The sequence below is a fragment of the Nanoarchaeota archaeon genome (genome assembly GCA_018897155.1).
Taxonomy (GTDB): domain Archaea; phylum EX4484-52; class EX4484-52; order EX4484-52; family LFW-46; genus LFW-46.
In genome coordinates, this window is the sequence record JAHILE010000017.1 from 11,729 (window position 1) to 32,553 (window position 20,825).

The window sequence follows — 20,825 nt, forward strand, 5'->3', positions numbered from 1 at the left end:
TGTTCGCTACGAAATTATTCGGTATATGCCCGCAGCCGTTTGTTGCGGAACACTTCAGCATATGCCATCAGCCTTGATAATATCTATATTATATTAAAACGCCAATAATACTACTATGTCTCAGGCTAGTTCATCGTTAGCATCCTTTTTCACTCCGCGCACCATTGCCGTTGTCGGCGCGTCTCCTGATGAAAAAAAGCTCGGCGGCATAATTTTTAAGAACTTGATGCATGGCGCTGCGCGCGGAAATCTCTATCCTATAAATATCCATGAGAAAAAAATCCACGGCATAAAATGCTTTGTTTCAATAGAAAAATTGCCTGTTTCTCCAGACCTTGCAGTTATTGCTGTGCATGCGTCAGATGTCGGAGGCGTTCTTCGCCAGTGCGTAAAAAAGAAAGTGAAAGCAGTTGTCGTGATTTCTGCCGGTTTTCGCGAAACCGGAGTTAACGGCGCAATAAGGGAGCAGGAGCTTAAAGAAATAATCAAAGGCTCTAGCACAAGAATTATCGGCCCGAACTGCATGGGAGTCTATGATGCGCACTCAAAACTGAATATGCTTTTTGTCTCACCTGTTAAATTCAGCACACCTGTTGCCGGAGACATCTCAATAATTTCTCAAAGCGGAGCTGTAGGAACCGCAATACTTGATTATATGGCATCCCGCGGCATTGGCGTCTCGAAATTTGTGAGCTATGGAAATCGCGCGGATGTTGACGAGTCGGAGCTTTTGCAATATCTCCTGGCAGACTCTAAAACAAAGGCGATATTGTGCTATGTCGAAGGGCTAAAAGACGGCAGAAGATTTTACGAAATTCTGAAAAAATCAAAATCAAGCTCAAACTCGAAAATTAGAAAGCCCGTCATAATCCTGAAAGCGGGAAAACACGAAGGCAGCGCAAAAGCCGCAGTGTCGCATACCGGAAGCCTTACTGGAAATTACCGCGTGTTTGGCGCAGCAATGAAACAGGCCGGCGCGATATGCGCAAAAACAATCGAAGAGCTTACCGATTTTGGAAAGGCCGCGGCTTACGAAACAAAGGCAGATAAAAAAGAGCATCCGCGCATTGCGATAGTAACAAATGGCGGCGGCTTTGGCGTGATGTGCGCGGATATGTGCTTAAGCCACGGAATGCAGCTTGCGGAATTTAGTGATGCGACAAGGCACAAAGTAAAGTCAGTGATGCCGGATTTTTCCGAGATAAATAATCCGCTTGACCTAATCGGCGATGCCGCAAGCGAGCGCTTTGAGGCGGCGCTTGACGCAGTGATAAAAGATGAAAATGTCGATGGAATTGCTGTTTTTGTATGGCATCTCGGAATATCCCTTGATGATTATATCGCAAATGCCATAATTTCCGCAAAAAGGAGGACGCAAAAGCCGTTTGTTGCCGGAGCATTCGGCGGAAAATATGCGGCAGCGGTATTAAAATATCTTGAGAGCCAAAAGATACCTGCGTATCCTACGCCGAGAAGGGCTTTGAAAGCTCTTGAAGTTTTGGCGAAAAAATAATCTTAAATGGCACTTTGAAAACTTATTTTTGAAAAAAATATCTGGTTGATAGTATGTCTGTCCGAAGAATAAATGAATCTGTCAAAATCATTTCATCAGGCGGCTTCGAGCCTAATCTGTACATAATAAACAATGAGCTTTTGATAGATGCAGGCACCGGTTTTCATCCGAAAATCCTTGTGCGCGAGCTTCACGAACTCGATTTGTTTCTTGAGGATATCAAGCGTGTCATTCTGACCCACGCGCATTTCGACCATACTGGCGGAACGTATTTATTCAAGGCGGCAAAGCTTGGCGCGCATCGGGACGAAGCCAAAATAATTGAGACTGGCGACAGCATCGCATCGCTTGCGACTTTGTTTTCAGCAACTCTCAAAAAGAAAAATGTCGATTTCAAGCTTGATGACGGCGATCTGATAAAATCAGGCGACTTAAAGCTGAAAGTAATACACACACCAGGCCACACAAAAGGAAGCATCTGCCTGTACGACGAAAAGAACAAGATTCTTTTTTCAGGCGATACGGTTTTTGCCGGAAGCTTCGGAAGGGTGGATTTTCCCGGGAGCAGTTCGCGCGAAATGAAACAAACTCTGGAAAAGCTCTCAAAGTTAGAAATCGACAAAATACTTCCGGGACACGGCGAAATTGTTTGGGGCTCGGGGAATGAAGTGATTAAAAGGCTTCTGCATTAGGTTTTTGAAATGCGGAAAAGAATCAGTACTTGATAATGATTTGTATCGGCAATGCTAAGAGCAATGTTTTATATACTATGAGACAATATAAGAAGACGGGGGGGTTATCGATGGTTAATGAACGGATTACTGAAGATTTTTTCAGAGATAATGTAAAAAAAGATGACTTTTATAAAAAAGGTAAAATTATTCTTGAAGAACAATCCTCTAAAAATATCAAAATCGATAAACTTTTAAAAAACGCTTCAAAAAATGGAATTGGTGGCGGTCGCCCTGAATTTGTAATTCAATTTAAAGAAAATCCTGATTTAATACTTATTGTAGAATGTAAATCAAATGTTTTATTTCATGAATCTAAAGAAGGAACAAAATATAAAGAGTATGCAGTAGATGGCGTGTTATTATATTCATCATTTTTGTCTAAAGAATACGACGTGATTTCTATTGCAATAAGTGGTGAAGAAAAAAATAATTTAAGAATATCTCATTTTTTGCAATTAAGAGGCACTGTAGAAGCTCATAAGATATTCGAAGAAGACAAATTATTATCATTGACAGATTATTTGAATGGATACAAAACAGATGAAAAGAAATTTAATCAAGATTATCAAGAATTATTAAAATATTCTAAAATTCTTAATGATAAATTGCATTCAATAAAAATCCCGGAATCGCAAAGAAGTCTTTTAATTAGTGGTGTTCTTATTGCTTTAACAGATAAAGCATTTCGCAATGCATACAAATTTCAGAAACCCAAAGAATTATCTGAAAATTTAATTAATACAATTAAAAATAAATTGACCAATGTTCAAAATGAACACATAAATGAAATTATTACTACTTACAGTTTTATTAAAACGCATACAATCATTTCTAAAGAAGAAAATAAATTAAGAGACATAATAACCGAGATAGATGAAAAAATAAATAATTTTATGAAAACATATAAATATTATGATGTTCTAGGACAATTTTATATTGAGTTTTTAAGATATGCTAATAATGATAAAGGATTAGGAATTGTTTTAACTCCGCCGCACATAACTGAACTTTTCTCAGAAATAGCCAATGTGAATAAGGATAGCATAGTTTTAGATAATTGCACAGGAACTGGCGGTTTTTTAATTTCTGCAATGAGAAAAATGATTAAAGATGCAGGAAATGATGGTAAAAAAGAAGAAAAAATTAAACACGAACAACTTGTTGGAATTGAATTTCAACATGAGATATTTGCGTTAGTTTGCTCTAATATGTATATTCATGGAGATGGTAGGAGTAATTTAATAAAAGGTTCTTGTTTTGATGAAAAAATAATAAAGCATGTTAAAGAATTTAAACCAAATGTAGGATTTTTAAATCCTCCTTACAAGTCTACAAAAACAGATCCAGAAGAATTAGAATTTGTTTTAAACAATTTATCCGTGCTTCAAAAAGGTTCATTATGCATTGCTATTATTCCCATGAGTTGTGCTTTAGCTCAAAGCGGAATTGGATTAACATTAAAAGAAAAATTATTAAGAGAACATACATTAGAAGCTGTTTTTTCTATGCCTACAGAACTATTTCATAATTCGGATGTGGGTGTAAATACTTGTGTAATGGTTTTCAGAACAAAAGAAAATCATCCAGCGAATTATAAAACTTATTTCGGATATTGGAAAGACGATGGGTTTATCAAAAGAAAATCCGGAAGGGATGATTATAAAAATAAATGGAGCGAAATAAAAAAATATTGGTTGGAAAATTATAGAAATAAAGAAGAAATTGAAGGGTTTAGTGTTAAAAAATATGTGGCAGCCAATGATGAATGGTGTGTAGAAGCATATATGGAAACAGATTATTCTAAATTAAATGAAAAAGATTTTGAAAAAACATTAAAAGATTTTGTCGCTTTTAAATTTTTAAACAGGGGGATTTAATGGTTAAAGTAAAAGATTATTTTGATTTAAATTATGGTGTTAATTTAGAATTCTCCAATATGGAAGAAGATTCTAATGGCATTCCATTTGTAGCCAGAACCGAAAAAAACAATGGTGTTGTTGGCAAAGTCAAATTAATTGAAGGAATAAATCCAAATCCGGCAAATACGATTTCAGTTTCTTGTGGTGGTTCTGTAATGGCGAGTTTTTTACAAGAAGAACCGTACTATAGTGGGTTTCACATACTATACCTAACACCAAAAATAAAATTAAATGAAAGAGAATTATTGTATTATTGTATGTGTCTAAAACAAAATGCCTGGAAATATTCATATGGAAGGCAAGCAAATAAAACTTTAAAAGATTTAGAAATTCCATCCAAGGAAGAAATTCCTACTTGGGCGTATTCATTAAAAGTCAATGAATTGAAAAAAGAACCAATTATCTCTAAAAAAATTGAATTAGATGTTAAAAATTGGAAAAATTTTAAGATTATCGATTTATTTGAAATTAAGAAGGGTGAAAGATTAGTAAAAGAAGAAAGAATAGAAGGAATGATTCCATTAATCACCGCAACTTCTGAAAATAATGGTGTTGTAGATTATATCTCTTATGATGACTTTAAGGATAATAAAAAGATTTTTAGAGATAAAGTAACTATTGATATGTTTTTTAATGTATTTTATCATAATTATGGCTATTTTAGTGATGACAATGTTCATACCCTAATTCCGAAAAATATTTCTCTCAATAAATATGTTTGCCTGTTTTTGGCAACAACTCTAAAGAAACTTCATTACAAATATGATTTCGGCAGGCAGGCAAGATTACAAAGATTAGATTTCGATGAAATCAAATTACCCGTAGATAAAAAAGGAACTCCTGATTGGCAAGTTATGGAAGAGTATATAAAATCATTGAATTACAGCTCAAATTTATAGGTATCCTCATGAATATTATAAAAACCGCAGAAGGTGTACAAAGCGCGAATTTTGATAAAACTCCCGAAGCCAGACGGTTATTTGGGCGACTGGATTCTTTTGTTTCGCGCCTTTCTAAAGCGGATGATGTCGCGATAATATTTCATACCGATGCAGACGGCATTACTTCAGGCGTCATTGCAACAAAAGCGGTTGAGCGCGTTTCCGGGAAAAAACCCGCGCTGTTCTTAACGCCAGCGCCTTCAGAAGTCACGCTTTCGAAAAAAATGGTTGCAGGGCTCAAAAAAAAGAGAATCAATAAAGTGATTGCAGTCGATCTGAATGTTGATCAGGATCCGAAGTCCATAAAAGAAATCGAAAAATTTGCTGAAATTCTTATTCTTGACCACCACACAATCCAGAACGATGTAAATTCGAAAAAGACCGTAATGATCAAACCGCAAATTTTCTCAAAAATTGCGCCTTCCAGATATTGCGCGTCAAAGCTGACTTACGACATATTTTCCCGATACACGAATCTGTCTGATTTGGCATGGCTTTCTGTTATCGGCATTTACGGCGATATGGCAGAGAACGAGTGGGTTGGTTTCATTTCAGAGGCGCTGGAAAAAAACGGGCTTCTAAACGAACACATTTCAAAAGCAGGCGCGCTCATAGTTTACGCGCGCTCCTTTGACGAAAAAAACGGCCCGATGAAAGCATTTAATGCATTTTATTCGGCAAAGTCCATAAAAGAAGTTCTTGGAAGCGCACTTCTGAACTACGAGGAAAAGATTGAAGGCGAAATTGAGCAGTTTGTCAAAAAGAGGGAAGAACTCGTGCAGTTTTATCCGGAAAAAAAGCTCTTGATTTACGAAATTTCGCCAAAGTACAACATAAAATCCGAGCTTGTGAATCGGCTGTCGCGCGACTTTTATCCGAGCTGGACGTGCATAGTTATCCAAAAGAAAGGCAAAATCGCAAGCATCGGCGCAAGAAATCAGACCGGCACAGTTTCGATGAACGATTTGATGATTCGCGCAACAAAAGGAATTCCTGGCGCGTCCGGAGGCGGGCATATACAGGCTGCAGGGGCGAGTGTGCCGAATAAGATAAATTGGGTTGGGCGCTTTAAAATCACTGCCGTAAAATTATTAGTTATTTAGTTTGTTGGCATACTGAAATTTTTCGGGGCTGGTGGTGTAGGAGATGCAATTGGGTGGAATTCTGTTTTATTTGAATCACTGACTTTTTTTATAGTCGTATTTTTTGAAAATAATGGCTCGGATTCGTTATTATTTGCTTCTTTAATTACGGGAATGTTATTTTCTGGAGTGGTGAACTTGTTGGCTATTACATATCCGATAAAAATCAACATTATGATTAAAATCAAGATTTTTATATACGGCGTATCTCTTTTATTAGTTTCATCGTTCATAATTTCAAGATTTTTGTTTGAATTTTGTTCTTCTGATGTTTCTTCCATATTTATCTCATCCCCGCAAATCTGCCGTAGGTATAACCATATCCGGAACATCCCGAAGCACAAGGATAATTTGTATATGGCTGGCATCTTGTTGGTCTAAAACCTGCCCAGCTCCAATCCCAAATAATCCCATATTGATTTGGAGCGCTATTTTCAGCAATACAACGTCCTACACCTGTTCCGTAGCCGATGTTAAAATTACATTGAGTACCCCATGTATCCGTGCATTTTACTGCTTGTTGCACTACACATCCACTAAGAAGATTATTGTTCGTAATCCAATCCTTACATGATTGTCCAAGCGCTCCGCAACTGCCGCCAATTCCGGCCCATCCTCCATAAACCCAATCATCAGTAACACCATTACAGTCCTGATCAAGCCCATCTGCGGCGCACGTATATGCAGTTGAGCCAGGATAGCATGTTGCGCAGGCATCGTTACAGTCGTCTTTGGGCCATGGACCTCCCGGGCATGTTTGAATTGGTGAATGATTATCGCCATCCACATCAGTAGTGTTGATGAGCCACGCAGTTATGTTGTTATCACAATAATCGGTGATTTGACCGTTGCATTTGTTGTTTGCACGGCCATCCCCATCAATATCAACCCAGCAAGAGTTCAAGAATGTTCCGTCCGGAAAAATTATGCCGTTTCCAGCCCCGATAGATATATTTCCGGAAACCGTCAGCCTTTTGTTTGAAGGCGCCACCCCGATTCCGACGTTTCCGCTGGATGAAACATTTATCGGGCCGTCAATGTAAGTGGAATTAAATTCTCCAGATGGCATTGTTATGCCAATGTTTCCGTCAATGTCGAATGAAAATTCTGATAATGGATGCCATTGCAGCGGCACTGCAGATGCGTAGTTTATAGCCACTTCAATAGCTAGAACAGCAAAGAGAATAAGAATGTGCGCTGCATATTTTTTTTGAATGTTGATTATAAATTTCATCAGATCTCCCGGTGCTTTATTAGCATTTCGTTTTCATAAACGTTCCGTCCGGGAAAATTATGCCGTTTTCAGTTCCTCCTACTATGGATATATTTCCGGAAACCGTCAGCCTTTTGTTTGAAGGCGCCACCCCGATTCCGACGTTTCCGCTGGATGAAACATTTATCGGGCCGTCAAGATAACTTGAATTAAATTTCCCGGATTTCGTTGTTATATTGATGGTTCCAGCATTATCTAGCGTGACTTCTGATATTGGATGCCATTTTACAAGGGCGGCAACATAATTGCCTGACATGCTCACTACAAGAACCGAAAGAAAAACTATGAGCACGATTGCTGTGTTTTCAGAAATATTGATAGTGATTTGCATAATATATTATAGAATGTTTGTATATATATGTTTGACAGGTAGTTGTCTATATATATCTTTGTTGATGATATGTATTTATGGGCTTTACAAACACATCTATGAAAAAAAGCATTTTTCTCTTATTTATATTTTTGGTCTTGGCCATTATTTTAACAACGCCTACTTATGCGGCAAATAATATTGATTGCAGCTTTTCTTATTCTACTACCAATCCTGATTGTCCGGGCCCTCAAATACTTCTTTTTAAAGGAATATCGGATGCCAATTCACATGCCGGCGTAAATACGTCCGATATATCAGAATATCCGTGGAAAGTTTGCTGTAAACTTACCGGCGGAGGCAATTTAAGAGTTATGAATTATAGTTATGCTAATCGGGGTAGTTGCACTTCTCCGACAATGGGTGGTGTAATTTCCATCAGCAGAAACGATAATGCGCATGTGGCTGATTATGGCCAAGGATTAAATTATCAAAACAACTTATGCCTCTCTTCAACAAGCGGAAACATAAGCTGCGTTTATCAAAATGGCGGCGGCAGCACATGCACGGGTAGCGGATATAAATGCATTGCTTCAATTACTGATGATATTAATGCGCATGTTGGAAAGTGCGGCCGGCATGATAGAAAGATCTGCTGCAAATTTAGTCAAGGATATTTGCCACCTCTTGCAGGCGATCTGGATATGGGTGTTGGAGAAACAGGCATGTTTGTTTTTAACATAACAAACACTCTTTCAGATTCAGACATATATACAATAGATTTGTCCGGCTCTCCATCAAAAATCGGCTATTGGTCATGGTTTAACGGACACCGTTATGATGACGAAAAAAATAATATGTCAGTTACCTTAAAGCCCGGAGAAACAGCGGCTTTTGCAGTTCTTGTTTTTGGAGGCGAGGTGGGGAGCGGAACTATTAGCGTAAATATAAAATCCGCTTCAACAGGAGAAACCAGACAACTTACAAAAAGCGTAGTCATACGATTTGCCAATGACGGCATATTTACAGACGTTCCTGAGTTTGGCTGGCTGTGGTATATCATAATCGGTATTGTCGCAGCAATTATTTTGATCTAATATTAAGCGGCTCAAATTCAATGTCAAACCCTTCTGCAGTCGGGAGCTCAAGAACAATAGCTGATTTAAAGCCTTTTTTTGCGGCAATGCGCGCATTTTTTTCTGAAGTTTCGATGCGCTTCATTTCAGTTCGTTCGAACATCTCGTTTTTCGGCAGAAAATCAAGTTCTTTAATATCCGCAAATATAACTCCTTTTTTCAAGAGACTTTCTTCAGTTATTGTTTCAAACGGCTTTTTTATGCTTTCTGCCCTGCGCCGTATTCTGTTCGTGTACTGGTAGACGTCTTTTAGCATTGAGGGACAGAAATGCACGCTTAATTGTTTGCAATTATTTGCTGCGAATGAAAGAATTTTTTGCGCAAGCTCTCTACTGCCTTTTGCCTGCCTGAGAGCTCCGTCTGCGATAATAAAGCCGCGTTTTTGCATTGCATCGTATTGATTCTCCGAGAACTCGAACTCGTTAAGATTAAGGAATTTGACGCCAACACGGTCAAGAAATAAAACCATCTTCTTTAGGACTTCAAATGTTCCGGGTATGCAGGGTATTTCAACTCCGACATCGAAATTTCGTTTTAGGGCGGGCTCAAGAACTTTCCAGTTATTTTCATTCTCTATGTCGAGATGAAATCGTATTTCGTCAAGCCCTGCGTTTTGGAGCTCTTGGAGAACTTGTTCGGTCATCCCGATTCCCGAGGTATAAAGATGTATATGGAACTCTTTGCCGAATGTCTTTTTTAGAAGCGTAATATAATGCATCGTTTTCTTGACAGTTGCGGGAAGAAGCGGCTCGCCGCCGGTAATTCCTGCGCCTTTTGCAGTGCAGAGCCTTGCTTCGTTCAGCACGTCTTCATCGCAGTTTACCGGCTGCTCGTTTGCCCATGCAGAATCGACAGCCTTTCTTTTTTCAGACAGCGTGCAGTAGAAGCAGTCGCGCGGGCATAATCCGGAAATAAAAAGCACGAGTTTTTCGCCTGTGATGCAAAGCTTGCAGCCTTCGGGCATTTCGCCTACAAGGATTGATTTTGCGGGAGTGATCCTAATTTTGCGCATATCTTAAGGTATGATTGGAAATAATATATAGTTTGATTCTAGTGTTTTGTAGCGGTTGAGGTTCTAAGGATGTTCGTAGCCCAGTATTTCGCTTTTTTCGCGCATGATTCTTTGTCGTTTTTCAGAGGCTCGAAGAAATCTATTTCCCCGATTATCTCGTTTCCCGGAAGCGCTTTGCGCATGTCGCCAAACGTGTCTTTTTTTCCGCCGCCATGGCAGATAAAAAGCGCGATTTTTTTGTTCTTGAGTTCAGTTTCATGGAAAAAAGTATTGAAAGGCGCAGAATATGAAAAAGCCCAGACAGGCGTGCCGATGAAAATCATGTCGTAGTCTTTCGGGTCTTTGTCAAACGGAAGGAGTGCGGGCTTCTCGCGCATAACGACCTGCCCCCCACCCTATAAAAATCTCATAAATCCTTTTGATTTTATTTCCTTTTTTGGCTTTATTTCAAGAATATCCGCGCCGACAGCTTTCGCAATACGGTTTGCGATGAATTTGGTGTTGCCTTCAAGAGAATAGAAAACGACGAGTTTTTTCATAAGAATCAACCATTGATAGGGCATTATAATAATTTTTCGAATTCTTCGCGCTTCAAACCTGCCTGACGAATTATCTCAATCAAAGTTCCCGTATCTATTTCCTTGTGGTTTGGAACAACCAACGCTTTTCTAGGGTTCGCATCCATCTTTTCAAGAATTATGTGGCTGCCTTTCTGTCGTACGGGTTCAAAGCCCATTTTTTTCAGAATTTTAACTAAATCACGCCCTGACAGAACAGGTAATTTTGTCATCGGTAGACACCTCAAAGCGTGCAATAAGCGTATCTTCATTCTTTAGTTCTTCAGGAATACCCATTTCTTCAATATACAGTTCAACGGCTTCTTTCAGGTTTTTTAATGCCTCTTCTATCGTATATCCCTGACTGACAACATCAATTTCCGGGCAAAGCGCAACATATTGCTTTTCACCTTTTTTAATAATCGCTGTAAGTTCCATTTTAATCACGAATATTTATTGGGTGGCTGAGTTTTTAAAGGCAAATTAAGTTATTTCAAGATTCCAACAATCCAATCATCATTTATATTTCTCATACTCACTATTTTAAGATGGTATTTTTTATTCACATATGCTTCCATTTTTTTCATTTCTTCAGATTTTTTCTCTTCATTCCCTTCAGGCGCCCTTAACAAAAATAAACACATATCTACTTTTACGTCTTTTTTTCTATAGTATAGTATGCCGTCTCTTATCCATTCCAAAGTGGGCGTAAATTCATTTTTGCATTTAAGCTCGATTAATTTAGGCGTTTCATTATCCATAAAGTTTATCGATAAATCCGGTCCCTTATTATGTGGTATCTCTACTTTGTATTTCGAAAGCGCAGCAATCACCTCAACTTTAAACCATCCCTCAAATCCTATTTTCTGTCCTTCATAAGTTTTCAAAGCGATTAATGACTCCGCCTTAATTTTTATCCGCTCTGCCACATCATCTAAAATACTTTTTTCCATAAAAATATCAGTTTCCATATTTTCTATATTGCAAGATTATCAATATAAACCTTCTTCCCTAAAAAAACTCGTGATTAAATGCCGTACGAAGTCATGAAAATCCAAGAGATTTCCAAGCCTTCGAAACCGAGTTTCGAAGTGAAAGATATTTCTTTGGCAGAACAAGGGAAAAAACAGATAGAATGGGCTGAAGTGCAGATGGTCGGCCTGATGAAAATCCGCGCGCGTTTCAAAAAGGAAAAGCCGCTTGCGGGCGTCAAAATCGGAATGGCGCTTCACGTCACAAAAGAGACCGCAGTTCTTGTGCGCACTTTGCTTGACGGGGGCGCAGAAGTCGCAATTACAGGATGCAACCCTCTCTCAACGCAGGATGATGTTGCAGCAGCTCTTGCAAAAGACGGCGTCAATGTCTATGCAAAACGCGGCGTAAATAAGGAGGATTATTACCGTTTCATACATACTATAATGGACTTTGAGCCGAACATAACAATTGATGACGGCTGCGATTTAGTTTCTGAAATTCATACCAAAAGGCCCGAACTCATCAAAAACATTATTGCAGGCGCTGAGGAAACAACAACCGGAGTAATTCGTTTGCATGCAATGGTGCGCGACGGAGCTTTGAAATACCCGATGATTGCTGTCAACGACTCGAACACAAAGCATCTTGTTGACAACTATTACGGAACCGGGCAGAGCACCCTTGACGGAATAATTCGCGCGACAAACGTATTTATCGGCGGAAAGAATTTCGTTGTCGCAGGATATGGACCTTGCGGAAAGGGCGTTGCCCTGAAAGCATGCGGGATGGGTGCTCATGTAATAGTCACTGAAGTCGATGCATTCCGCGCGCTACAGGCGCATTTTGACGGCTACAGAGTCATGCCTATGGCAGAAGCCGCAAAAATCGGCGATATATTCGTGACGCTTACAGGCGATAAAAACGTCATCGACATACACCACATGAAAGCCATGAAAACCGGCGCAATACTTGCGAACTCAGGGCACTTTGACGCTGAAATCAACCTGAAAGAGCTTTCAAAAATCGCGCAGAAACGAAATATTCGCGCGAATATGGATGAATATTCGTTTGACGGCAAGAAAATATTCATTCTTGGTGAAGGCCGCCTCGTAAATCTCGCTGCAGCAGAAGGCCATCCGTCGCTTGTAATGTCGTTTTCATTCTGCGACCAGGCTCTTGCATGCGAGTACGCAGTCAAGAACAAAGGCAAGCTGAATATTGCAGTGCATAAACTGCCGGATGAAGTCGACGACAATGTCGCAAAGATTCATCTTGAAGCAATGGGAATTCATTTCGATGTTCTTACAGAAGAGCAGAAGAAATACCTTGCGAGCTGGGAAGAGGGAACTTAGAGTTTCAGCATAAACAGCAAAATATAAGTATTACTGCTAATTAATGCTTATGAATGCTGTCAATTTACCGGAAAGGCTGGTAGTAATAAGACAGCCTTATTCGATACAAAATGCAGCATTAGATTTGCTAAAGGTTATACCAATCAGCCTATTAGCACAGATAACTTAGAATTACTCTATGAATATATTTTATTAAACCTGGATATTAGAGACCCGTAATCGGAACTTGACACGATTAAAGGATTGGCTGCTATTCCTGACGCGGATGTATTTGTAACCGACTTTGGCATGTGGCAAGGCACAGAAACCGGAAAATATTTAGCAAAAAAATCTCGTTTTGATTTCTGCTTCTCTCCAAAAAAATATACGCACTCTTCAACTGGAAGGTGCAATTAGTTCTCAATTGGAATATGATTTAAAGACTGTTATAGACGAACGGTTAGGAGAAAAGAACTTCGGAATTTTTTACGGCTTAACAGATAAGGAAATTAAAAAAAGAAACCTCCTCGAATATCGCCGATGGAGTGCTGAGGGAAGATACAGATATCGACCACCGGAAGGAGAAAGTTATATCGATGTCAGGGCAAGAATCGAGGGCTTCATGAAGGACAAAGGACAAGATTGGAATGGAAAAAATGTTCTTGTAATTACGCATCAAGTTCCATATAAAATGTTCAGAGCCATAATTGAGGGCTTAGATGAAGAGGCTGTGTTAAACTTACCACATACGCCTAACTGCGGGATTCAAGAATATCAGCTTCGTGGAGGTAAACTGGAGTTATCATAATATGACACTGTAGCTTACAAACCCAAAGAGTACTTACCATTTGAGGATGTTTGATTAATCGTAAGGGTCAGAAAAAGTCATAAAGAAAACATCCAGAACGGTTTTTATGACAGCGAGCCGGGAAGAAGGGAATTAACTGCTAAAGGACCCCCGGGATATGGTGAGCTCCGAAGTTGAAATAAGTGAAACTTATTTCGCAAAAACCTTATACAACGGCCTTATTGCTGCGAGCACAAATATAACTGCATACCAATGCCATTCCAAACTCAGCAGCGGCGCCCAAAGCTTTGCAGCCATAAGGGCAAAACTGAAAACGCTGATTTTTGTCAGCGAAATATCTGCCCAGTCGAATTTTCGTATTTTTGAAGTCATCCAATCAGTTAGATTCATAGCAATCACACTCTAAAATATAGTATGTGCTGGATGTGTGTATATATATATGTTAATATATATGTGTGTTAAATCCTAAAAAACATCCAGTCATATCTTTTTCTGCACATCATATATCGCATCCATAAGCCCTTCAGCATCTTTCATATCCTGTTCCATGAGGCTTATCTGCCCTTTTTTCAGGTTTGCCTCTGCGCTTGCTATGCACTCTTCAGCCACTTTTAAATACTGCGCGTATTCATTTGCACTTTTTCCATCAAGAATGCTTCCGATTCTTTTTGATTTTGAAAGGAAAAGGCGGGATTTTTCGAACCACAAGCGATACTTTTCAGAATCATCCTGTTTTGGATTTGCTGTTGTCTGAATAGAAGCGGCAATATTAGCGGAATCTTTCTTTTCCACAACAGTCTCTGTTTTTTGAACCGGTGCATCAGCAGTAAGCGCCTTGTTTTCTGCAATGGCTTGCCGAGTTATTACTGACGCACCTTTGGATATACTACCCGTATTTGATGCAGTTTGCACAGGCGCTCTAATTAATGTGTTCTTGCCTTCCGGAATAATGTTGCGCTTGACAGGAGGATTTGATGGAAGTGCAGAAACATTGTATTTTTGCACTACACCGGAAATTGCGGCATTTTTTTCGCCTAAAGAAGGCGTTTTATTTTTTGAATATTGTTCATATGCTTTTACAATGGCAAAGATAATGATCGCTAAAATAGGAATTGCAAGAATATACTTGATATAGTTCGTCTTATTTTCAACATTGCTATTGCTTTCGTTAACTGCTGGTTTTTCAGTAACTTCTGTGATTCCAGTTTCAGTTATTTCCCCCTCACATGAGGGAACAACGGACCACCCCATAGGCACAGCACAAGGTGATGAAAATTCCCCGCATTCATTTGTTTCAATATTTCTTGCCGCAGTTGAAATATTCGGACACGAAGAATATGTTTGATTTTGCGATAGGTCTATCGATTCTGCATAGACTTCTGTAGCAAAAGAATCGATGATATCAATAGATACCGCTTTACTTACATCGTAAGATATTCTCAAAATATCTCCGGATATATGCGGCGTTATGGCAAAGTTTTTATATTCTGCGCCATTTTCCAGAAATTCGGAAAGATACAAGACAATCGGCTTTGAGCTTTGGGATATTTTTACCGGCTGAGAATCCACGAGAATCGATAGCGCTACGATGAAGAGAATTGTAAAACATAATGCAATCATCGGCTTTTTCATATAGAACCAGCTCTGATATTTCGCAAGCAAGTGTTTTACAGTATATTTATTTCTTGATTATATAAACATTCTTAATCAAGAAGAGCCTCTAATCCGGAAAACCATGGCGTACTTAATTCCGCACATTTCTTTAACCGAGCATTCCTTAAGCGCGCCCATCTTCACAAGCTCTGCAATAATGCGGTTTCCGATGATGCTCGAGGTATTTGCGCTTTTTATAGAATCCGCAATTTCTTTGATTTTTTCCGGCGGCATTTTTTCTCCGCCGAAAAAATCCGCATCAACATCAAGGACGCGCTCATTTTCTTCAAAAATTTTGCCGAGAATGCCTGAGTCGCAGATTGCGCAGACTGTTTTGTTGTCGGATTCATGGATTTTTAGAAAGAACATGCATTATTGATGGTGTTTGTTGCTTTTAAGGCTTTTCCAGAGTCACGCGCTTCAATACATGATATACGGTATTATAGAAGTGCGGCATCGCGCTTCTTTGCCGCATCTGGATATGTTGTAATACGATTCATTTGTTGTGTCAATAATTAATTTGTAATCTGTTCCAAGCCGGATATTGAATTTATTTTTTAATCCGATTGCAATAGTTATGTATTTATTCTTTATTTTGGCCCATTCAAAGAAATCTTCCTTGTTTAATCCGTATATATATTCGTCAGATGTGTTTTTTATCTTGATTTCGTAAGTGCCGTTTACTGGCGCGCTTATATTTGTTTCTAATATTGATAAGCCGGGCACGGTTCTGTTTGCGATAACTACTTTGCCGTTTGCGCCATACGCCCACCAACAACAACCCGTGCACGATGTGCAATAATATGTTGCAGCTCCGCTTACATCAAAAATATATGTGGGCGCTAAATAACCGGAATCTGAAAACAGTCCTATAAAGCCGCCGTTGCCGGGACGACCACACCATCCATCCCAACCATCATCGGAATCATGTCTGCCGTTAGCGCCACGTTCAGTTATCGGACCGATTATGTAATTATCCGCATATAGTTTAGTTGAGCCTCCGGGTCCACCACTCATTCCGCCATTTGCAGTAACAGCGCCTAATGTTAAATTATCCGCAGCTATTTTTAAATTACCTCCTGAAGTGCCCCAGCAATCATCACCCGCGCTATTGGCACCATTCAGATTGATGTTTCCAATAATTGCTTTTTTCTTTGATTTGATTATAACCGAACCGCCGGAGCCCACTCCGCTGCTATACCAACCGTTATAACTGATGTCCGTATATGTTTCCCCCTTAGATGAAATTGGGCCTATTTTTGTAATATTGCCAGTAACTATAATTGTACCCCCACGGCCGTACAATCCCACACCATCGTCCGCATTTATCGTACCGATATCTATCATATCTCCGGTTAGTATGATCGGGCCGCCACTATTTGAATGGCAAGCAGTACCACAACTCGAACAGCCCCAACCCAATCTGCAGTATGCGCCATAAGTATACAAAGAGGTTGCTTTTATCATTTTGGCCTCTATCGTAATTGATTTGCCTGATCCGTCGCTCATTGAAGAAATTCCGGATGCGTAAATATTCTTTGCAGAAAAATTGCCTTTTGCATGGAAAACGAGGTTATTGGTGAGTGTTATATCATTCGTAATATTTATATCAAACCATCCGGCTTCATTTATATCATATATGATTTTATCTCCAATTTCCTGTGTCTCAAAATCATCATAAAACTCGGAAATAATGGTACCGCTCATGTCTTTTTTGATTATATTCACATTATCCAGCCATGCGCCATTGCTTGTAAACGCAATCCATTTTATTGCCGGAAGCGCTCCAGAAACGCCGATGATTGATGAAACTTCCGGATAGCCGTCTCCGATTATTTTTAAAGCCATTGTATTGGCAGATTCATCAAAAACAAAAGAAAAGTTATACCACGTTTTATTCTTTATGTCTGCCACAACAGTGTTCCAGCCAGTACTATTAAATAACGAAACTTTCAGATTGTTCGCATCAAAATTATTTATCCGGACAGAAACCAATGTGTTCGAATCGTCTTTCAGCAAAGCGTATGTTGTGTCTGTGGTTATGGAATCAAAATATATTGAAAAATTGCTTATAACAATATTGCTGTTGGATCCGTTTTGGTAAGCTACACCGCTTCTCATATAGTATGCTTTTGTTATCGGCAAATCGTTAGTCTCCTGAATCCGCATATTGCCTGTTGCAACCCAGTGAACTTTTTTTGTGCAATAATACGCGGGCATTTGCGGGAAGTATTGGCAGTTTGCCGTTATATTATTAATTGAAGATATAATCAGGCTATCTCCAATCCCGTCGCAGTTGTCGTCTTTGCGGTTGCCGGGTATTTCGGCACGCCCGGGATTTACATTTGGGTCGCTGTCATCGCAGTCATTTCCCATTGTGCAGGCATCAGTGTAATATCCGTCGCCGTCATTGTCGCTTCCCTGTGTAACGTTTTCCTCATACCAGTAAATTGTGTAGTTGAATTTATTGAGGTTCTGGGCACTCATATCGAGCAGATTATTTCCGAGCTGAAGGCTTCCGGGCACAAAAGTTAAAGGAGACCATGCCGGCTTTGATTGGTTTATGAGGATTGATATAACTGAAGTGTCGTTTATCATGCCGACATAATTATAGGTTGTTCCGTTTATGATTATTCTCGGATTTATTGTGCACGGAGCGTATTGAGTATTTATATCGCAGTTGAACGTATTGCATCCTCCGACACTGCAGCTCGTATTATGCCCTCCTAAAATAGTTGCTGATTCTGCAATTATCGAGCCGCTGCAGTTGGCTTTGAGCGGCGTATTATTTAAAAGTGTGCTGTTAGTATTTGAGCATATTTCAGTTATTGTATCATTCAGCCACGCGGTGCAATTGCCTATCGAGCAAGTGCCTTCTACAGAAACGTTTGCATAGTGCTGTATTAATTTTCCAAAATTCGAGTACGCCGAATTAGTCGGGCCGCAGCCATATATTATTGAATTTGTTCCTTCGCAGATTCCTTTGACAATCATTACAAGGCCAATCGGCGGGCAGTTCCCGCCTATCGATACTGTCGGAGACGCACCGCTAAAAGTGCCTGAAGAATATTTTATTTCTTGAGAGACTGCTGCATGCGCAGAAGAGCTAATGATTGCCAAAGTTATAAAACATGCAATAAAGAGGTATTTCATAATAGATCCCTATAATAACATAAGCGCACCTAAAAGTGCAATTGATGCAAAGCCGAGCCATCCGAATTCGGGCGTTTGCGCAGTTAGCCCGTCTTCTGAGTAGACTATGCTGACATCAAAAATAACGCTTTTTGCAACTCCTTTGTCCGATGATTCTGCTGTAAGGTTTATTCTTCCGCCTGAAAGCACCTCGCCGCCGAATACATTAATCGATACAACTTTTTCTTCCCCGGGCAGGAGCGAAATTGATGTTTTTTGGCGGTTGGTTTCTTTTTTCCCTGTAAACCATATCCAATAATCTATTTTTGGAGGCAGTCCAAAAACTGAAAACTCCATAATATCGCTTGTGCTTTGCAGATTTTTTATGTTGGCAGTTGCCTGCCCTTCCTCTCCGAGCAATACAACAATTTTTTGATCATTTGCCAATATAGCGAACGGCTGGGAGGTATATATTTTCAATACTGCTGTTTTTACCAGCTCAATATTTCCGGCACCGTCTTCTGAATAATATTCAATCGTATGTATTCCATTTCCCACTATTAAAAATGGCAGATAATAATTAGTCCATGTGCCGTTATCAAGCTTGTATTTTGGCGAGCATCCCGATGACGGTTCCGGATCTACACAGGTTAGTGTTGCAATAACATTTGTCAAATACCACCCCTTTGCATTTGGAGCCGGCGGATTGAATGTAATTGTAGTAACCGGCGGCTCTTGGTCCGCACATGCTTCTATATTCGTGCAATTGCAGCCGAGCGCAGTTGCACAATCAGGATCATCACAGTCAATAAGGCAATCGTGATCGTTGTCTTTTCCATCCATGCAGTTGAAACTTAATTGATCCACATACAATTTTGTATTAGTTAATTCCGGAGGCTCTATGAAATTATATATTATTTGGTATGAGTTGTCTGTTTCTTTTGTTCCTGCGTTGCACTGCAGCCCGCCGTCGACGCAGGTTTCGGCGCAATTCTGCAAGCCGTCAGTGCATGAGGCGGGGTTAAATCCCAATCCGGTTGTCTGGCATGAATAAATGCAGCCATATTCTTCATAAGAGCAGCTTACAAGCCCGAGGCAGATGCTTGTGCCGCAATAATACTGGCATTTGTTTACCCCTATTGGGCCGCAATCATCTTTTCCATAACTTGGCTGGGTATAGCATGTCCCGGTATAAAGAATTTGGCATGGCTCTCCGCATACGTCTGTGCTCGGCTCTCCGCAGTTTTGTATTCCATCCTGGCAATAGTCGCATTTGTCGCAGTATAATGCGGAGTTTTTATCCGCAGTTGTGCATACATTTTCGCATCCTGTTTCTGTGCATATCTCCTGGGCCGTGCATGTGTAATATCCTCCGGCAGTACAGCAGGGTGTTTCTCCTATCTGTGGATTGTGGGATGTGCATTGCGGTGCATTTCTGCATCCTATTGGTGCTGTTTCGCAGCACACAAACTGCTGATTTGCGTAGCTGGGAGGACATCCGCTTGAGCATATGTTGAATGTGGTTGACCACCATGTGCATCCCACGGGTGTCGGAGCAGGAGTATATGGATCAGATGGGCCTGTTGTGCACACACCGTTATAGCAGAATTCACTTGACGAGCAGGCGATTGTTTCTGACGCACATGTCTGGATTGCTGAACCGGAACAGTAAAACTCATTAACAGAACCACTGCTTGCGCACGTGTCAGTGCATCCGCCGCTGGCTGCATCGCATACTCCATTAGCTGTGTCTCTGCACGTTGCTTTATAATATACATTTATTCCATTATCATCGTCAGAGCATATTGAGCATGAGGGATCTGACAGGCATTGGTATGTTCCAGATAATTGGCATTTTGTTCCGGGAAATTTTACACAACATGCGTCTACGGCAGTATCAATTATTGTGTCGCCGTCTTGGTCGCAGCCTATTGGTGGGGGGGTTTTGCATTTATGCGTACCTATATCGCAGGTATCTGGACTTGTGCAATCCGCATTAGTTAAACATTCAACACACGTTACAGTAGCGCCGTCGTCATAGCATCGGGGCGTTGGAGATGTACATGGAGTTGTTTTTTTGCACTGGGCTTGCTGTAACAAATAGAGCCGCAGTATACATAAATCAGGTGCTTTGTACTCTGCAATTGAGTTAGCTTCGCATTTTATATCATTTTCACAATCCGAACAATATCCGATAAGATTTTTGCATAAATCTGATGAGCAGCAATCAGTTATATACGTATATCCTGAGTCGCAATCGTCTTGTGTGCAGAGCGGAAAACAGTCATCTGCAGTTACATTATCAGAAGAAAAATGAAAAACCGCAAGAAACAAAAATACAAAAAGAATTTTTGATTTCATAACCCGCCACAATAATTATATGCGCAAA

At 39.9% G+C, this 20,825-nt stretch carries 20 protein-coding genes and 1 pseudogene; 8 read left to right on the forward strand and 13 right to left on the reverse strand.

The window, feature by feature from the left end:
- Positions 1-115 precede the first annotated feature (115 nt).
- The 5 genes from KKB09_01650 (at position 116) to KKB09_01670 (ending at position 6,210) form a co-directional block, all read left to right on the forward strand.
- Entirely contained in the window at positions 116-1,513 is a 1,398-nt protein-coding gene (locus KKB09_01650; GenBank protein MBU4299899.1) for a CoA-binding protein, read from the forward strand.
- 53 nt (positions 1,514-1,566) lie between these two features.
- A complete protein-coding gene (locus tag KKB09_01655) occupies positions 1,567-2,205 on the forward strand; it encodes an MBL fold metallo-hydrolase (GenBank protein MBU4299900.1) in 639 nt (212 codons plus the stop codon).
- Positions 2,206-2,315: 110 nt separating this feature from the next.
- Complete coding sequence (locus KKB09_01660) at positions 2,316-4,124, forward strand: SAM-dependent methyltransferase (GenBank protein MBU4299901.1); 1,809 nt, start codon at positions 2,316-2,318, stop codon at positions 4,122-4,124.
- Complete coding sequence (locus KKB09_01665) at positions 4,124-5,065, forward strand: restriction endonuclease subunit S (protein MBU4299902.1); 942 nt, start codon at positions 4,124-4,126, stop codon at positions 5,063-5,065. The genes KKB09_01660 and KKB09_01665 overlap by 1 nt, the downstream gene beginning before the upstream one ends.
- 8 nt (positions 5,066-5,073) lie before the next feature.
- The gene (locus KKB09_01670; protein MBU4299903.1) at positions 5,074-6,210 is read left to right on the forward strand and encodes a hypothetical protein; all 1,137 of its coding nucleotides are present in this window, start codon (positions 5,074-5,076) and stop codon (positions 6,208-6,210) included.
- Here the strand turns inward: KKB09_01670 and KKB09_01675 are convergent.
- The 3 genes from KKB09_01675 to KKB09_01685 are packed head-to-tail and all read right to left on the reverse strand — an operon-like array spanning position 6,207 to position 7,853.
- Positions 6,207-6,530 (reverse strand): hypothetical protein, encoded by a 324-nt coding sequence (locus KKB09_01675; protein ID MBU4299904.1) that lies wholly within the window; start codon positions 6,528-6,530, stop codon positions 6,207-6,209. The two genes, KKB09_01670 and KKB09_01675, sit on opposite strands and share 4 nt — an antisense overlap.
- 2 nt (positions 6,531-6,532) lie before the next feature.
- The gene (locus KKB09_01680) at positions 6,533-7,483 is read right to left on the reverse strand and encodes a hypothetical protein (protein ID MBU4299905.1); all 951 of its coding nucleotides are present in this window, start codon (positions 7,481-7,483) and stop codon (positions 6,533-6,535) included.
- A gap of 19 nt (positions 7,484-7,502) precedes the next feature.
- The gene (locus KKB09_01685; GenBank protein ID MBU4299906.1) at positions 7,503-7,853 is read right to left on the reverse strand and encodes a hypothetical protein; all 351 of its coding nucleotides are present in this window, start codon (positions 7,851-7,853) and stop codon (positions 7,503-7,505) included.
- A gap of 77 nt (positions 7,854-7,930) precedes the next feature.
- Here KKB09_01685 and KKB09_01690 point away from each other — a divergent pair, with 77 nt between their 5' ends.
- Complete coding sequence (locus KKB09_01690) at positions 7,931-8,929, forward strand: hypothetical protein (GenBank protein ID MBU4299907.1); 999 nt, start codon at positions 7,931-7,933, stop codon at positions 8,927-8,929.
- On the opposite strand, the gene KKB09_01695 is transcribed toward KKB09_01690, so the two are convergent.
- The 5 genes and pseudogenes from KKB09_01695 to KKB09_01715 all read right to left on the reverse strand — a co-directional run bounded on the left by KKB09_01695 (position 8,916) and on the right by KKB09_01715 (position 11,508).
- On the reverse strand, positions 8,916-9,980 hold the full coding sequence (locus KKB09_01695) for a radical SAM protein (protein MBU4299908.1): 1,065 nt from the start codon (positions 9,978-9,980) through the stop codon (positions 8,916-8,918). The genes KKB09_01690 and KKB09_01695 overlap by 14 nt on opposite strands.
- A 38-nt stretch (positions 9,981-10,018) precedes the next feature.
- Positions 10,019-10,519 (reverse strand): annotated as a pseudogene (locus KKB09_01700) (NAD(P)H-dependent oxidoreductase).
- 23 nt (positions 10,520-10,542) lie between these two features.
- The gene (locus tag KKB09_01705) at positions 10,543-10,770 is read right to left on the reverse strand and encodes a type II toxin-antitoxin system HicA family toxin (GenBank protein MBU4299909.1); all 228 of its coding nucleotides are present in this window, start codon (positions 10,768-10,770) and stop codon (positions 10,543-10,545) included.
- A complete protein-coding gene (locus KKB09_01710) occupies positions 10,739-10,975 on the reverse strand; it encodes a type II toxin-antitoxin system HicB family antitoxin (GenBank protein ID MBU4299910.1) in 237 nt (78 codons plus the stop codon). The genes KKB09_01705 and KKB09_01710 overlap by 32 nt, the downstream gene beginning before the upstream one ends.
- Positions 10,976-11,025: 50 nt before the next feature.
- The gene (locus tag KKB09_01715) at positions 11,026-11,508 is read right to left on the reverse strand and encodes a hypothetical protein (GenBank protein ID MBU4299911.1); all 483 of its coding nucleotides are present in this window, start codon (positions 11,506-11,508) and stop codon (positions 11,026-11,028) included.
- A 75-nt stretch (positions 11,509-11,583) separates the two neighbouring features.
- On the opposite strand from KKB09_01715, the gene ahcY reads away from it, so the two are divergent.
- Both ahcY and KKB09_01725 read left to right on the forward strand, forming a co-directional pair.
- Positions 11,584-12,864 (forward strand): adenosylhomocysteinase, encoded by a 1,281-nt coding sequence (gene ahcY, locus KKB09_01720; protein ID MBU4299912.1) that lies wholly within the window; start codon positions 11,584-11,586, stop codon positions 12,862-12,864.
- A gap of 403 nt (positions 12,865-13,267) precedes the next feature.
- Positions 13,268-13,651: a histidine phosphatase family protein gene (locus tag KKB09_01725; protein MBU4299913.1), complete on the forward strand. Its 384-nt coding sequence runs from the start codon at positions 13,268-13,270 to the stop codon at positions 13,649-13,651.
- A gap of 189 nt (positions 13,652-13,840) precedes the next feature.
- On the opposite strand, the gene KKB09_01730 is transcribed toward KKB09_01725, so the two are convergent.
- The 5 genes from KKB09_01730 to KKB09_01750 form a co-directional block, all read right to left on the reverse strand.
- Entirely contained in the window at positions 13,841-14,041 is a 201-nt protein-coding gene (locus tag KKB09_01730; protein ID MBU4299914.1) for a hypothetical protein, read from the reverse strand.
- 90 nt (positions 14,042-14,131) lie between these two features.
- Positions 14,132-15,313, reverse strand: a complete 1,182-nt coding sequence (locus KKB09_01735; protein MBU4299915.1) for a hypothetical protein — start codon at positions 15,311-15,313, stop codon at positions 14,132-14,134.
- A 45-nt stretch (positions 15,314-15,358) separates the two neighbouring features.
- Entirely contained in the window at positions 15,359-15,673 is a 315-nt protein-coding gene (locus KKB09_01740; GenBank protein MBU4299916.1) for a DUF424 family protein, read from the reverse strand.
- A gap of 51 nt (positions 15,674-15,724) precedes the next feature.
- Entirely contained in the window at positions 15,725-18,457 is a 2,733-nt protein-coding gene (locus tag KKB09_01745; GenBank protein ID MBU4299917.1) for a putative metal-binding motif-containing protein, read from the reverse strand.
- A gap of 9 nt (positions 18,458-18,466) precedes the next feature.
- Positions 18,467-20,797 carry a hypothetical protein gene (locus tag KKB09_01750; GenBank protein ID MBU4299918.1) on the reverse strand — a complete coding sequence of 777 codons (2,331 nt, stop codon included), beginning with the start codon at positions 20,795-20,797 and terminating at the stop codon, positions 18,467-18,469.
- Between the last annotated feature and the right edge of the window lie 28 nt (positions 20,798-20,825).

Excerpts from the sequence above, each read along its gene's own strand:
- KKB09_01675 (MBU4299904.1), bottom strand. The coding sequence starts at position 6,530 with ATGGAAGAAACATCAGAAGAACAAAATTCAAACAAAAATCTTGAAATT.
- KKB09_01650 (MBU4299899.1), top strand. The coding sequence starts at position 116 with ATGTCTCAGGCTAGTTCATCGTTAGCATCCTTTTTCACTCCGCGCACC.
- KKB09_01745 (MBU4299917.1), bottom strand. The coding sequence starts at position 18,457 with ATGAAATACCTCTTTATTGCATGTTTTATAACTTTGGCAATCATTAGC.
- KKB09_01665 (MBU4299902.1), top strand. The coding sequence starts at position 4,124 with ATGGTTAAAGTAAAAGATTATTTTGATTTAAATTATGGTGTTAATTTA.
- KKB09_01740 (MBU4299916.1), bottom strand. The coding sequence starts at position 15,673 with ATGTTCTTTCTAAAAATCCATGAATCCGACAACAAAACAGTCTGCGCA.
- KKB09_01660 (MBU4299901.1), top strand. The coding sequence starts at position 2,316 with ATGGTTAATGAACGGATTACTGAAGATTTTTTCAGAGATAATGTAAAA.
- KKB09_01750 (MBU4299918.1), bottom strand. The coding sequence starts at position 20,797 with ATGAAATCAAAAATTCTTTTTGTATTTTTGTTTCTTGCGGTTTTTCAT.
- KKB09_01670 (MBU4299903.1), top strand. The coding sequence starts at position 5,074 with ATGAATATTATAAAAACCGCAGAAGGTGTACAAAGCGCGAATTTTGAT.
- KKB09_01655 (MBU4299900.1), top strand. The coding sequence starts at position 1,567 with ATGTCTGTCCGAAGAATAAATGAATCTGTCAAAATCATTTCATCAGGC.
- KKB09_01715 (MBU4299911.1), bottom strand. The coding sequence starts at position 11,508 with ATGGAAACTGATATTTTTATGGAAAAAAGTATTTTAGATGATGTGGCA.
- KKB09_01680 (MBU4299905.1), bottom strand. The coding sequence starts at position 7,483 with ATGAAATTTATAATCAACATTCAAAAAAAATATGCAGCGCACATTCTT.
- ahcY (MBU4299912.1), top strand. The coding sequence starts at position 11,584 with ATGAAAATCCAAGAGATTTCCAAGCCTTCGAAACCGAGTTTCGAAGTG.
- KKB09_01690 (MBU4299907.1), top strand. The coding sequence starts at position 7,931 with ATGGGCTTTACAAACACATCTATGAAAAAAAGCATTTTTCTCTTATTT.
- KKB09_01695 (MBU4299908.1), bottom strand. The coding sequence starts at position 9,980 with ATGCGCAAAATTAGGATCACTCCCGCAAAATCAATCCTTGTAGGCGAA.
- KKB09_01685 (MBU4299906.1), bottom strand. The coding sequence starts at position 7,853 with ATGCAAATCACTATCAATATTTCTGAAAACACAGCAATCGTGCTCATA.
- KKB09_01705 (MBU4299909.1), bottom strand. The coding sequence starts at position 10,770 with ATGACAAAATTACCTGTTCTGTCAGGGCGTGATTTAGTTAAAATTCTG.
- KKB09_01730 (MBU4299914.1), bottom strand. The coding sequence starts at position 14,041 with ATGAATCTAACTGATTGGATGACTTCAAAAATACGAAAATTCGACTGG.
- KKB09_01710 (MBU4299910.1), bottom strand. The coding sequence starts at position 10,975 with ATGGAACTTACAGCGATTATTAAAAAAGGTGAAAAGCAATATGTTGCG.